This is a genomic window from Rhodococcus sp. BL-253-APC-6A1W (genome assembly GCF_012843405.1).
GTDB lineage: Bacteria > Actinomycetota > Actinomycetes > Mycobacteriales > Mycobacteriaceae > Rhodococcus.
This window is the reverse complement of the sequence record NZ_JABAFB010000017.1, coordinates 33953-47174: the sequence shown is the minus strand read 5'-3', so window position 1 is coordinate 47174 and position 13222 is coordinate 33953. Positions and strand designations below refer to the sequence as shown.

Here is a 13222-nt window from a genome sequence, read left to right as displayed (position 1 = left end):
GGATGATCGCACCAAATAATTGGCACTGACATTCATCGGCACACTGTTGAGTTCTCAAAGAACACGCACACACCATCGCGTTCCAGACTGTGTCTGACCCGCTCCGGGGCAACCGTTCCAATCTATCACCTTCGACCGGCGGACCGCAACTCGTGCGTTCCTCGATCTTCGGCTGTTCTGAGTGACGTTCAGGACACCACTGATCTCCGAACCTCTCGGTCCGGGGCGGTGTCCCTGTCGCTCGAACGAGGACTAAGTTACGCCCACGCTTCCGGGCCGTCAAATCGCCTGGTCAACGGCCCGGAAGCGAGTCAGAACCTTCGCGGTCAGCTGCGGTGCACGCGAACGCCGGCGAAATTACGCTTCCCCCGGCGGATCACGAGCCAGTGCCCGTGCAGGAGCTCTGCGTCGGACGGTGTCCACTCCTCCGACGAGACGCGGACGTTGTTGACCGACGCGCCGCCCTCCTTGACCGTGCGGCGCGCAGCGCCCTTGCTCTCGCACAGACCGGTCGAGACGAGCAGGTCGACGATGGTGCCGGGCTCCCCCGGACGCAGGTCCATCACCGAGGCCTCCGTGAGCGCCGCCGCAAGGGTGGGCTCGTCGAGGTCCGCGAGTTCCCCGCGCCCGAAGAGAGCGCGACTCGCCAATTCCACGGCTACGGTGTTCGCAGCGCCGTGGACGAGCGTGGTCATCTCCGCCGCGAGCCGCTTCTGGGCCTCGCGTGCATGGGGACGCTCGGCCGTCGCGGTTTCGAGTTCGGCCAGTTCCTCGCGGTCGAGGAACGTGAACCACCGCAGGTACTTGACGACATCGGCGTCCGCGGCATTCACGAAGTACTGGTACCAGGCGTACGGACTGGTCATCTCCGGGTCGAGCCACAGGCTTCCCCCGCCCGTGGACTTCCCGAACTTCTTGCCGTCCGAGGAGGTCACGAGTGGGACCGTCAGCGCGTGGACCGATGCTCCGTCGGTCCGTCGGTTCAGTTCGACGCCGGCGATGATGTTGCCCCACTGATCCGAGCCACCGACCTGGAGCGCGCACCCGTAGTCGCGGCGAAGCTGCACGTAGTCGTTCGCCTGCAGCAGCATGTAGCTGAATTCGGTGTACGAGATGCCGTCGCCTTCGAGCCGCCGCTTGACGGTGTCGCGTGCCAGCATCACGTTCACCGAGAAGTGCTTGCCGATGTCGCGCAGGAAGTCGACCGCCGTCAGGCGCCCCGTCCAGTCCAGGTTGTTCGCGACGACGGCACCGGTCGGCGAATCGTCGAAGTCCACGAAGCGTTCGAGTTGTCCCCGGATCCGATCCGCCCAGTCGGCGACGGTATCGGCGGAGTTCATCGTGCGCTCCCCCACGTCCCGAGGATCGCCGATCAAGCCGGTCGCTCCGCCGGCGAGGACGATCGGACGGTGGCCCGCGCGCTGGAATCGCTTGAGTGCGAGAAGCGGCACGAGGTGACCGGCGTGCAGGCTCGGTCCGGTCGGATCGAAGCCTGCATACAGGGTGATCGGACCTGCGTCGAGATCGCGTCGGAGTGCATCGAGATCGGTCGATTGGGCAATGAGCCCGCGCCAGGTCAGTTCGTCGAGAATGTGCTCAGTCACCGCTCGATCATCCCATTCGTGTTCGGAGTGCCGGCGCCCGTGGGCTCCGTCGATACGCCGAGACCCCCGGAGAGCCCGGAATCCACAGACGCCACGGCCGGTCTGCAGCGACGCTGATACCCACACGCGGGCCGGAGGCGACATCGACGTCGTCCCGTCGCTCGGGTAGTTCGAGGCGAACCCGCGACCGCGGGGAGAACACGTCGAGACCGTTGTCGGAGATATCCAATCCCAGTGCCGCGGCGAGGTTTCCGGGTCCGCGTGCAAGCTTGTCGGACGGCATCCCCGGGGTCCGTCGCCGGCTCGCGCACTGTTCGCCGTCCACGATCTCGCCGCCGCGCAGCAACACGGCGGCGGCCACGCCGTCGGGTCCGACCGAGATGTTGGCGCACAGATGCAGGCCGTAGCTGCGGTAGACGTACAGATGGCCGGCGGGCCCGAACATCACGGCGTTGCGTGCGCTCGGACCCCGATACGAATGAGCGGAGGGGTCGGGCCACGGACCGTCCTCCGGTCCGCCGTACGCCTCGACCTCGGTGAGCCGAATGGCGACATCGCCCACCCGGACCACAGCACCGAGCAGCGCACGAGCCGCCTCGACAGGGTCGAGGGATTCGAGGTACTGCGCGCTCATCGCGGCGGGGTCGGTCAGTCTCGGGTCCAGCCGGGAACACCCCGCGTGACGTAATCCTCGTGCTCTGCGTCACCGACGGCCACGGCCTCGTCGATCAGGAGAACCGGGATGCCGTTCTCGATCGGGTAGGCGCGGCGCAGCCGAGGGTTGTAGAGGACCGTGTCGTCGACGAGAAGCAGCGGCCCCTTGTCCTCGGGGCAGGCAAGAATGTTCAACAGCGTGGGATCGACGGCCACGGGGGTCCTTCCGACTTCGTACACAACGGAACGGGTTCAGCCTACCGGGCGGCGGGCGTGGCCCCCGCCGTGCCCGCTGCCCATTTCGTGGCGACCGCCTTGGTGAACCGCTTGTAGGTGCCGGTGTCCCGGTCCGCGTACCACGAGCGAACGGTCGGGGTCGGCAGGCCGTGTTCGCGCAGCTTGTCGGCGGCGGGACGGTAGGACGGCCCGATCGGGATGGACGGGACGATGTGCACCAGATCGGGGCGCTCCGCTTCGGGAACGACGTCGAGAGCGGCCGTGATCTCCGCTGCCGTCGGGGCCTTCTTACCGCGCAACGTACACGCGGCCACCGCGATATCGCTGTCCCCCAGAGTGATTCCGTACGAGACTGCAAGATCGATACGCGGAATCATCCCGAGCATGTCGATCACCGGCTGCGAGTACACCGGTCCGTGCGCGGTGACGACCACCCCGCGTTTGTTGTCGAGAAGCCAGTAGTCACCGTCCGCGTCACGGCGGAACAGGTTTTCGGTGGCGATCCACACGTCACCCGGTTCGAACACACCGCGCATGACGTCGCCGAGCGCTTCGTTGGACGCACCAGGTTTGCCGAGGAGAAGTCCGACCTCGCCGTCGGCGCACGAGCGTACGAAGCCACGGTCGTCTTCGATGAGCCGTCCGGTGAGCGGGTCGTAGGCCGCGAGACCGACCGCAGCGCTGCCGGGGAGCGGGCGTCCCTTGGATCCCACTTTCGAACCCGACACGTTGGCGAGGATCACGTCACCTTCGGTGGACGCGTAGAACTCGACCACCCGCGCGGGAGCAAAACGTTCGAGGGTGCGCCACCACAGCCCGGGCGGCATGCCGGAGCCGATGAACAATCGGATGGGGTGGCTGGCGTCGATGTGCAGGGAAGGGCTGTCGAGCACCTCTCGCATCATCGACCACGTGTACGTGACCACCGTGACGCCGTAGCGATGGACTTCCTCCCCGAACTTCGCCGGGTCCAGTCCGTTCGACAAGGCGATCCGCGCTCCACCCGCCAATGCACCGCCGAAGCTCACGAGCAGGCCCGACGAGTGATGCAGCGGTGCCAGGCAATACATCGTGTCGCGTCGCCCGAGCGACGCAGCGGTCGCCGTACCGAACGCCGACAGCGCCCAGCGATAGTTGGTGACCCGCTTGGTTTCGAGTGTCGGACCACTCCCCACGAAGAGGACGAACGCCAATTCGCGGGCGAGGCCCGGATCCGGGACGTACCAGCCCGGCAGGTGCACCCCGGAGATGTCGGTCCGCTCGAGATCGACGACGTCGGCGCCGGGCTCGACGTCGAGGTCGCGGACGTCGCCTCCACCCAGCACGAGAACCGGCAGGCCCGTGCCGATAGCGAGGTCGAGGTTTTCCGGGTCGGAGACGAGTTTTTCCACACCGCCGAGTCGGGCGGCGGCGGCCGCGTCCGGTCCAGGGGGGATCAGGACCGATACCGCGCCGAGACGGGAGACGGCGGCCACCGCCGCCATGGCGCTGGGCCGGACGTTCATGAGCACACCGACACGCATCGCCGGCCGGACGCCGTTGTCGACCAGACCGAGAACGATGTTGTCGATGCGGCGGTTGACCGCTTGGTAGGTGTAGACCCGGTCCTCGAAGATGAAGCACTCGCGCTGAGGCCCTCTCCTCCCCTGTTCTGCGAGGAGGCTGCCGACGGAGACACGGGTGCGGGGCTGGATCTGTCCCAGGCGGGCGAGACGCGGAAGTGCTCGCGCGGCTTCGCCCGACAGGTCGCGGGCACCGCGCACCGCGCCGGCCGCGACCTCGGCGATCCCCTTCCCGATATCGGCGCCGACATCGGCGAGCGTGGCGACCGTGTGCGCCACCCGGCTACTGATGGAGACGCCGGTCGCGCCCTCGTCGCTCGGCTCCGGCGCGGTCATGGGACTGACCCCGACGGGCCGGTCCCCGATTCCCTCCCGCCACTGCACCCATTCGCTCGTCGCAGGCCACGTCTGTTGCGCTGCAACGGATCCGACGACGAGACCGAAATGGCCCGCGCGGAGCGAATATTCGTAGACCTCGGCGCGCGGCGACGCTCTGCGAATTCCGCGTACTGCGAGAGGCTGGCCGATGTCGTCGACTTCTCCGAGGAACGCGAGGATGGGGCAGGTGATCTCCGCGAGCGTCACGGGCTTGTCGTTGATCACGAAGCCCCCGCTGACCATGCGGTTGTGCGCGACGAACTGGCGCAGCAGGTCGGCAACCGCGGGTCCGGACCACGCGACCCAGCCCTCGGTGTCGAGGAACCTGCGCTGGGGCTCCCGCGGAAGGAGAGCTTCGCGGTCGTGGAGCTGCCGGAGGAAGTCGATACGCGACCGCACCGTCTTGACCGGGTCGAGGAACTGGAATCCGGTACGAGCCATCCAGCCTGTGATCGCGAGACGGTTGAAGACGTGATCGGCCAGGAAATCGGCCGAGAGTGTCGCCACAGGGCCGGGGATGCCGAAGGGCAGTGCGGCGAGGGTATCGACGGGACTGCCGAAGGTGATGAGGCTGGCGATGTTGCGGCTGCGGCGATAGGCGGCAGCCTGGTAGCAGAACATGCCGCCCTGCGAGTAACCCCCGAGGTGGACGTCGCGTCCGGTGTACGCGTGAATCCGGTCGACGATTTCGTCGAGAGCGAGGATGTGGTCGGTGAGGGTGCGGTCCCACCCGCCTTCCTCTTGGTCGGGCGAGCCGAAGTCCACCACCCAGGGATCGAGTCCCGCGGCGTGCAGGACACCGACCGCACCGCTGTCGCGGGTGACGTCGTAAACGTCCGCGGACATCATCATCGGCGGCACCAACACCACGGGTGGACCGGACGCGGCGGTGTCCGAGTCGGGGAAATAGCGCCGGAGACGGTACATCCCGCACCGTTCGACGACCTGATACGGAGACGACGAGGTGCCCGGTTCGAGCCCCCCGAAGCGGATGACTTCGAGACCGTTCTGCGCCGTCGCGATGAGCCGACGCATCGGTCCGGTCACCGCTCTACCGTCCAGTCCCACGATCGCTTCCCTCCACGATGCCCATGACCCCGGTACATGACGGGTGTACGCGTAAGCCTGCCATATCCGTGATCCGGTCCCGGGCAATTCGGACGCCGCCCGGTCCCGGGCTATTCGGATGCCGCCCGGGACCGGAAGAGGAACAGACGCAGCGCGGCGCCCGCCTACGCGAGGGGCGTCAGGCCCGCACCCAGGCCCGCAGCGCCGCCGCGGTCTCGCGCACCCTGCCGAGTTGCTCGGCAACGCGGACTCCCGCGGTGCCGCCGCGAGCGTTCCGCGACGCGATGGAGCCCTCGACCGTGAGAACTTCACGCACCTGAGGGGTGAGCGCGGGATCGACTGCCGCGAGTTCGGCGTCGGTGAGGTCTTCGAGCCCCACCCCGCGCGTCTCCGCTGCCCGGACGCAGGCGCCGGCAGCTTCGTGGGCCACCCGGAACGGGACGCCCTGGCGCACCATCCACTCGGCGATGTCGGTCGCCAAGGTGAATCCTGCGGGCGCGAGTTCGGCCATCCGTTCGGTGTGGAACGTCAGCGTCGACACGAGCCCGGTGATCGCCGGAAGCAGAAGCTCGAGCTGGGCGACCGAATCGAAGACCGGTTCCTTGTCTTCCTGGAGGTCCCGGTTGTAGGCCAGCGGCTGTGCCTTGAGCGTCGCGAGCAGGCCCGTGAGGTTTCCGATGAGCCTGCCCGCCTTGCCGCGGGTGAGTTCGGAGACGTCGGGATTCTTCTTCTGCGGCATGATCGACGATCCGGTGGACCATGCGTCGGCGAGGGTGATGTACCCGAACTCCGGTGTGCTCCAGAGGATCACCTCCTCCGCCATCCGCGAGAGGTCGACCGCGATCTGAGCGAAGACGAACGCTGCTTCTGCGGCGAAGTCGCGCGCACTGGTCGCGTCGATGGAATTGTCGGCGGCAGCGTCGAATCCCAGATCGGCGGCGATTGCCTCGGGGTCGAGCCCGAGGGACGAGCCCGCGAGCGCACCCGACCCGTACGGCGAGACAGCCGTGCGCCGGTCGAAGTCACGCAGACGATCGACATCACGCAGCAAGGGATGCGCGTGCGCGAGCAGATGGTGCGCGAGCAACACCGGCTGCGCCGCCTGCAGGTGGGTCTTGCCCGGCATCACGGCGTCGGGGTGCGCGGCGGCCTGGCCTGCGATGGCCTCGACGACATCGAGCACACCGTCGCCGATACGCCGCGCGCTATCGCGCAACCACATGCGGAACAGCGTCGCGACCTGATCGTTGCGGGAGCGCCCGGCGCGCAGACGTCCGCCCACCTCGGGGCCGACCCGCTCGATGAGACCGCGCTCGAGTGCGCCGTGCACGTCCTCGTCGGAATCCGACGGGACGAACGCGCCCGATGCGACATCGGCGGCGAGGCCCTCGAGCCCGTCGAGCATGGTCGCGAGGTCGTTGTCACTCAGTAGCCCGGCCCGATGCAGGATCTTGGCGTGCGCCTGGGATGCCCGCACGTCGTAGGGCGCAAGCACCCAGTCGAAGTGGGTCGACTTGCTCAATGCCGCCATGGCGGCGGCCGGTCCGGATTCGAACCGGCCGCCCCACAGCGCACCTTCGTTGGTGCCGTGGGTGGCCATGACTACAGGCCCAGATCGCGCTTCGCGGCGACCTTCGACGACAGGCCGTGGATCTGGACGAAGCCCTTGGCGTTGGACTGGTCGAAGCTGTCGCCCTCGTCGTAGGTGGCGAGGTTGAAGTCGTACAGCGATTCGGGGCTGCGGCGTCCGTTGACGGTGATGTGCCCGCCGTGCATGGCCATCCGGATGTCGCCGGTGACGCGTTCCTGCGTGTTCTGGATGAACGCGTCGAGCGCGTACTTGAGCGGGGAGTACCAGAGGCCGTCGTAGACCAGCTCGCTCCACCGCTCTTCGACACGGCGCTTGTAGCGGCCGAGCTCACGCTCGAGGGTGACGTGCTCGAGTTCCTGGTGCGCGGTGATCAGCGCGATCGCGCCGGGCGCCTCGTAGATCTCGCGGCTCTTGATGCCGACGAGGCGGTCCTCGACCATGTCGAGCCGGCCGACACCCTGTGCGCCGGCGCGCTTGTTGAGTTCCTGGATCGCCTCGAGCACGGAGACGGGCTTGCCGTCGATCGCGACGGGACGGCCCGCTTCGAAGGAGACGATGAGCTCGTCGGGGGCCTGCCAGTTGAGGGTGGGGTCCTCGGTGTAGTCGTAGACGTCCTTGGTGGGGGCGTTCCACAGGTCCTCGAGGAAGCCGGTCTCGACGGCGCGTCCCCACACGTTCTGGTCGATGGAGAACGGGGACTTCTTGGTGACGTTGATCGGCAGGTTGTGCTCGGCGGCGAAGGCGATGGCCTTCTCGCGGGTCCAGGCGTAGTCGCGCACGGGTGCGATGACCTGCAGGTCGGGAGCGAGGGCACCGAAGCCGACCTCGAAGCGCACCTGGTCGTTGCCCTTGCCGGTGCAGCCGTGCGAGACGATGGTGCCGCCGTACTCCCGGGCCGCCTTCACGATGTGCTTCACGATCAGCGGACGGCTGATCGCGGAGACCAGCGGGTAGCGGTCCATGTAGAGCGCGTTCGCCTGCACGGTGGGCAGGCAGTACTCGTCGGCGAACTCGTCCTTGGCGTCGACGACGACGGACTCGACGGCGCCGCAGTCGAGCGCACGCTGACGCACCACTTCCATGTCCTCGCCGCCCTGACCGAGATCTATGGCGACGGCGACGACCTCCTTGCCGGTCTCCTTGCCGATCCAGCTGATGGCAACGGAGGTGTCCAGCCCGCCCGAGTAGGCGAGTACGACGCGATCGGCCATTGTCTTGTGCTCCTTCTTTTCTTTCGTGTACGTCTCTCGACGTGATGGTTCAGGCCAGTGATTCGAACAGGGCGGCCAGTTGCGCCCCTGTCATCGGTTCCCGGGCGATCACCGCAATGGTGTCGTCCCCGGCGATCGTGCCGACCACCTCCGGTAATGATGCCCGATCGAGTGCGCTGGCCAGATAGTGCGCTGCCCCCGGTGGCGTCCGGAGGACCGCGATGTTGCCGCTGGCGTCGGTGGAGACGAGCAGTTCACCGAGTAGCCGGGATAGTCGATCCGTGCCGCCGGACACTCCGCGGACGGGGCTGCCGTCCTCGGGCACGATGTACACGCCCGCTCCCCCGTCTGCGCCGCGCAGCTTGACGGCACCGAGTTCTTCGAGGTCACGGGAGAGGGTGGCGGTGGAGACCTCGATGCCTTCGGCCGCGAGGAGTGCCGCGAGTTCGGTGTGGCTGCGCACCGCGCGGGTTGCCAGGAGCGCGGTGATACGCGCCTGCCGCGCGGCCCGAGTCGGGGCGGCGCTGCCGGCCCGTTCGACGGCTCCCTCCGCGGTGTTCACGTTCAGCTCCTGCGCTGCTCGAGCAGCCACACGAGCAGGGCCTTCTGTGCGTGGAGCCGGTTCTCGGCCTCGTCCCAGACGACGGAGCGGGGTCCGTCGATGACCTCTTCCGTGATCTCCTTTCCGCGGTAGGCGGGCAGGCAGTGCAGCACGATCGACGCGGGATCGGACAGTGCCAGCAGCGTGTCGTCGAGCTGGTACGGCCGGAAGGGGGCCTCGCGGTCCTTGCCGTCGACTTCCTGCCCCATCGACACCCAGGTGTCGGTGACGAGGACGTCGGCGCCGGTCGCCGCTGCATGGGGATCGTCGGTGACGGTGACGCTGCCGCCGGTCTCCTCTGCCCGCGCGCGGGCTGCGGCGACCACTTCCGGGTCGGGAGTGAAGCCCGTCGGGGACGCGATGGTGACGTGGAGGCCGGCGGTGACGCCTCCCAGCATCAGCGAGTTCGCCATGTTGTTCGCGCCGTCACCGAAGTAGGTGAGTTTCAGCCCGTGGGTGCGGCCCTTGTGTTCGCGGATGGTCTGGAGGTCGGCGAGCACCTGACACGGGTGGAAGGTGTCGGTCAGCGCGTTGACCACGGGCACGGTGGAGTGCGCCGCGAGGGTCTCGATGCGGTCCTGCCCGAAGGTGCGCCACACGACCGCTTCGGCGAACCGGGAGAAGACGCGCGCGGTGTCCTCGAGCGTTTCGCCTTTGCCGATCTGCGTGGACCCGGCGTCCACGACGATCGCGTGACCGCCGAGCTGGGCGATGCCCGCGTCGAACGAGAACCGGGTGCGGGTGGAGGGCTTGTCGAACAACACCGCCACGCTGTAGGGGCCCTCGAGCGGACGCCGCGACAGCGGGGCTTTCTTGAGTTCCGCTGCCAGATCGAGGATTTCGTTCTGTTCGGCGGGAGTCAGGTCGTCGTCACGCAGAAGATGTCTCAGCACGGTGCGTCAGTTCCCTTCCCGGTCGGCGTTGTCGAGGATGGCGGGTAGCGCCGCGACGAAGCTTTCGGCCTGGCGCTCGGTGAGGATGAGCGGCGGCGCGAGCCGGATGACGTCGGGCGCCGGGGCGTTGACGAGGAACCCGGCCTCGCGCGCGGCGGCTTCGACCGCTGCGGACTTCGTGTCGGTGAGGACCACACCGAGAAGCAGGCCGGAGCCCCGCACGTGCGACACGAGGGGGTGCCCGAGGGACTCGATGCCGGTGCTCAGTGTCTTGCCGACGGCGTTGACGTGGTCGAGCAGGTTCTGCTCGTCGATGGTGCGGAGGACGGCGAGGGCCGCGGCGGCGCACACCGGGTTCCCACCGAACGTGGTTCCGTGCTTGCCCGGCTGGAAGAGGTCCGCGGCCGGCCCGGTCGCGAGGACCGCACCGATGGGCAGACCGCCGCCGAGACCCTTGGCGAGGGTCATCACGTCGGGCACGACTCCGGCTGCCTGGTGGGCGAAGAAGGTGCCGGTGCGGGCGATGCCGGTCTGGACTTCGTCGAGCACGAGCAGCGCGCCGCGCTCACGGGTGATGCGGCGGGCTTCCGCGAGGTAGCCCTCCGGCGGCACGACGACCCCGGACTCCCCCATGATGGGTTCGAGGAACACGGCGGCGGTGTTCTCGTCCACCGCGGCGTCGAGCGCGGCGATGTCGCCGTAGGGAACGAACTCGACGCCGGGGGGCATCGGCTCGAACGGTGCCCGTTTGTCGGGCTGACCGGTCAGCGCGAGGGCACCCATGGTGCGGCCGTGGAACGCCTTCTCACAGGCGATGATCTTCGGCCGGCCGGTGAGGCGGGCGATCTTGAACGCCGCTTCGTTGGCTTCGGTGCCGGAGTTGCAGAAGAAGGCTCGCCCGGGGTGTCCGAAGTGCCCGAGGAGTTGTTCGGCGAGTTCCACTACCGGTGCGGAGGCATAGAGGTTGGACACGTGGCCGAGCTGCCCGAGCTGAGCTGTGACGGCCTCGAGGATCGCGGGATGCCGGTGGCCGAGGCTGTTGACCGCGATGCCCCCGAGCAGATCCAGGTATTGCATGCCGTCGGCGTCGGTGACGACCGCGCCGTCGCCGGCGACGAGCGCCAGCTTGGGGACGCCGTAATTGTTCATGAGCGAGCCTGCCCAGCGTTGCTGCAGCTCGGACGTGCCGGTCATGCGTTTCCTTCCGTGACGGGGAGCACCGTCGGGCTGTGCGTGCCGGTGCCCCGGGCAGGGGTGACCATGGTGCCGATGCCTTCCTCGGTGAACAGTTCGAGCAGCACCGAATGCGCCTGGCGACCGTCGATCACGTGAGCGGTCGGTACCCCGCCCTGGACGGCGCGCAGGCACGCCTCCATCTTGGGGACCATGCCGGAGTCGAGGGAAGGCAGCAGTTCGGCGAGCGTGTCCACGTCGATGGACGAGGTCAGCGACGAGCGGTCGGGCCAGTTCGTGTAGAGCCCCTCCACGTCGGTGAGTACCACCAGTTTCTCGGCGCCGAGGGCCTCGGCGAGCGCGGCCGCGGCCGTGTCGGCGTTGATGTTGTGGACGACGCCGTCGATGTCGGGCGCAACGGTCGACACCACGGGGATGCGACCGGCGGCGATCAGGTCGAGGACGGCGGCGGGGTCGACGGTGGTGACGTCACCGACGAGCCCGATGTCGGTGTCCGTGCCCTCCACGACGACGGTGCGACGGGTTGCGGTGAACAGCCGCGCGTCTTCGCCCGAGATCCCCACGGCGTAGGGGCCGTGCGCGTTGATGAGGCCGACGAGTTCGCGTCCGACCTGGCCGAAGAGCACCATCCGCACGATGTCCATCACCTCGGGGGTGGTGACGCGGAATCCGCCGCGGAATTCGCCTTCCAGCCCGAGCCGCCGCAGCATGGCGTTGATCTGGGGTCCGCCACCGTGCACCACGACGGGGTGGATGCCGACGGTGCGCAGGAACGCCATATCGGCCGCGAACGCCGTTTTGAGGTCGTCGTCGATCATGGCGTTGCCGCCGTACTTCACCACGACGATCTTGTCGCGGAACTTCTGCAGCCACGGCAACGCTTCGGCGAGGACGAATGCTTTCTGCTGTGCGGACACGTTCGCGATGAGGTCTGCGGCCATGTCGGCTCCGGTCACGTGCGCGGTCACGACGAGTAAGCCGAGTTCTCTTCGACGTACGCGTGCGACAGGTCGGTGGTGCGGATCGACACCTCGGCGTCGCCGAGCCCGAGATCGATGTCGAGCGCGATATCGATACCGGTCAGGTCCACCTCGCGGGCACCGGGGGCGCCGACGCCGCCGATGCACACGGGCTGCCCGTTGAACGTGACGGTGATCGTGTTCGGGTCGAGTTCGATCGGGGCGATCCCGATGGCGGCGAGCACCCGTCCCCAGTTGGGGTCGGAGCCGAACAGCGCGGTTTTCACGAGGCTGTCGCGGGCGACGGTCCGGGCGCCGATGAGCGCGTCGTCTTCGCTCGCGGCACCGCGCACGGTGACGGTGACGCGTTTGGTGACACCTTCCGCGTCGGCCATCATCTGGTCGGCGAGACTGTCGCAGACGCCGAGGACCGCGGCGTCGAGTTCGTCCTGTGTGGGGCTGACCCCGCTGGCGCCGGAGGCGAGCAGCAAGACGGTGTCGTTGGTTGAGGTGGCACCGTCGATGTCGAGTCGGTCGAACGTCTTCCGGCTGGCGTGGCGCAGCGCCGCGTCGAGTTGTTCCGGGGTGGCGACGGCATCGGTCGTGAGCACGCAGAGCATGGTGGCGAGCGCCGGGGCGAGCATGCCCGCGCCTTTGGCCATGCCGCCGACGTTCCAGTTCGCCGCGTGGTGGAGCGCCGCCTGCTTAGGGACGGTGTCGGTCGTCATGATCGCGTGGGCGGCGTCGGTGCCGCCGGAGATTCCTCCGGCGAGTTCGTGGACGATCTCCTGCACGCCGGTGAGGACCTTGTCCATGGGCAGCCGGTCGCCGATGAGCCCGGTCGAGCACACGGCGATCTCACCCGCGCCGGTCTCGGTGCCCCAGTTGCTCAGTGCGTCGGCCAGCGTTTCGGCCGTGGTGTGGGTGTCCTGGAATCCGCCGGGTCCGGTGCATGCGTTGGCACCGCCGGAATTGAGGATCACCGCGCGCAATGCGCCGGTGGTGAGGACCTGCTGGGACCACAGGACGGGAGCGGCTTTGACCTTGTTGGTGGTGAAGACGCCTGCCGCGGCGAGCTCGGGTCCCTCGTTGAGGACGAGGGCGAGATCGGCGTTGCCGTTGGCTTTGATCCCGGCCCGGATGCCGGCGGCGCGGAACCCTGCCGGGGCGGTCACGCCCTGGGTGCGGATGAGCCGTCCTCCGGCGATCTCCTCGGCGTGTGCGTACGCGGCGTCCACGCTGTCCTCCGTGGTGGTGCTGTCGGTCAGAT

At 68.2% G+C, this 13222-nt stretch carries 11 protein-coding genes; all 11 read right to left on the bottom strand.

Annotated elements, in window-relative coordinates:
* Nucleotides 1-326: 326 nt before the first annotated feature.
* The 11 genes from tyrS to argJ all read right to left on the bottom strand — a co-directional run bounded on the left by tyrS (nt 327) and on the right by argJ (nt 13190).
* Entirely contained in the window at nt 327-1604 is a 1278-nt protein-coding gene (gene tyrS / locus HF877_RS20265; protein WP_169622998.1) for a tyrosine--tRNA ligase, read from the bottom strand.
* Between the two features lie 7 nt (nt 1605-1611).
* Nucleotides 1612-2238, bottom strand: a complete 627-nt coding sequence (locus tag HF877_RS20260; protein WP_169622997.1) for a DNA-3-methyladenine glycosylase — start codon at nt 2236-2238, stop codon at nt 1612-1614.
* Nucleotides 2239-2252: 14 nt separating this feature from the next.
* On the bottom strand, nt 2253-2474 hold the full coding sequence (locus HF877_RS20255) for a Trm112 family protein (RefSeq protein WP_169622996.1): 222 nt from the start codon (nt 2472-2474) through the stop codon (nt 2253-2255).
* A 41-nt stretch (nt 2475-2515) separates the two neighbouring features.
* On the bottom strand, nt 2516-5503 hold the full coding sequence (locus HF877_RS20250; RefSeq protein WP_169622995.1) for an alpha/beta fold hydrolase: 2988 nt from the start codon (nt 5501-5503) through the stop codon (nt 2516-2518).
* A gap of 178 nt (nt 5504-5681) precedes the next feature.
* Nucleotides 5682-7103: an argininosuccinate lyase gene (argH, locus tag HF877_RS20245; RefSeq protein ID WP_169622994.1), complete on the bottom strand. Its 1422-nt coding sequence runs from the start codon at nt 7101-7103 to the stop codon at nt 5682-5684.
* Nucleotides 7104-7105: 2 nt separating this feature from the next.
* Nucleotides 7106-8305: an argininosuccinate synthase gene (locus HF877_RS20240; RefSeq protein WP_169622993.1), complete on the bottom strand. Its 1200-nt coding sequence runs from the start codon at nt 8303-8305 to the stop codon at nt 7106-7108.
* Nucleotides 8306-8354: 49 nt separating this feature from the next.
* Nucleotides 8355-8867, bottom strand: coding sequence for an arginine repressor (locus tag HF877_RS20235; protein ID WP_169622992.1), 513 nt, complete (start codon nt 8865-8867; stop codon nt 8355-8357).
* Nucleotides 8868-8869: 2 nt separating this feature from the next.
* Complete coding sequence (argF, locus tag HF877_RS20230) at nt 8870-9799, bottom strand: ornithine carbamoyltransferase (RefSeq protein WP_169622991.1); 930 nt, start codon at nt 9797-9799, stop codon at nt 8870-8872.
* Between the two features lie 6 nt (nt 9800-9805).
* Nucleotides 9806-10993, bottom strand: a complete 1188-nt coding sequence (locus tag HF877_RS20225; protein WP_169622990.1) for an acetylornithine transaminase — start codon at nt 10991-10993, stop codon at nt 9806-9808.
* A complete protein-coding gene (gene argB, locus HF877_RS20220) occupies nt 10990-11934 on the bottom strand; it encodes an acetylglutamate kinase (RefSeq protein ID WP_169623003.1) in 945 nt (314 codons plus the stop codon). Before argB ends, HF877_RS20225 begins: the two co-directional genes overlap by 4 nt.
* A gap of 23 nt (nt 11935-11957) precedes the next feature.
* Nucleotides 11958-13190, bottom strand: a complete 1233-nt coding sequence (argJ, locus tag HF877_RS20215; protein ID WP_169623002.1) for a bifunctional glutamate N-acetyltransferase/amino-acid acetyltransferase ArgJ — start codon at nt 13188-13190, stop codon at nt 11958-11960.
* Nucleotides 13191-13222: the final 32 nt, after the last annotated feature.

Bases quoted from the DNA above. Each gene is read 5' to 3' on its own strand.
- HF877_RS20260 (WP_169622997.1), bottom strand. From the start codon at position 2,238: ATGAGCGCGCAGTACCTCGAATCCCTCGACCCTGTCGAGGCGGCTCGT.
- argH (WP_169622994.1), bottom strand. From the start codon at position 7,103: ATGGCCACCCACGGCACCAACGAAGGTGCGCTGTGGGGCGGCCGGTTC.
- HF877_RS20240 (WP_169622993.1), bottom strand. From the start codon at position 8,305: ATGGCCGATCGCGTCGTACTCGCCTACTCGGGCGGGCTGGACACCTCC.
- HF877_RS20225 (WP_169622990.1), bottom strand. From the start codon at position 10,993: ATGACCGGCACGTCCGAGCTGCAGCAACGCTGGGCAGGCTCGCTCATG.
- argB (WP_169623003.1), bottom strand. From the start codon at position 11,934: ATGGCCGCAGACCTCATCGCGAACGTGTCCGCACAGCAGAAAGCATTC.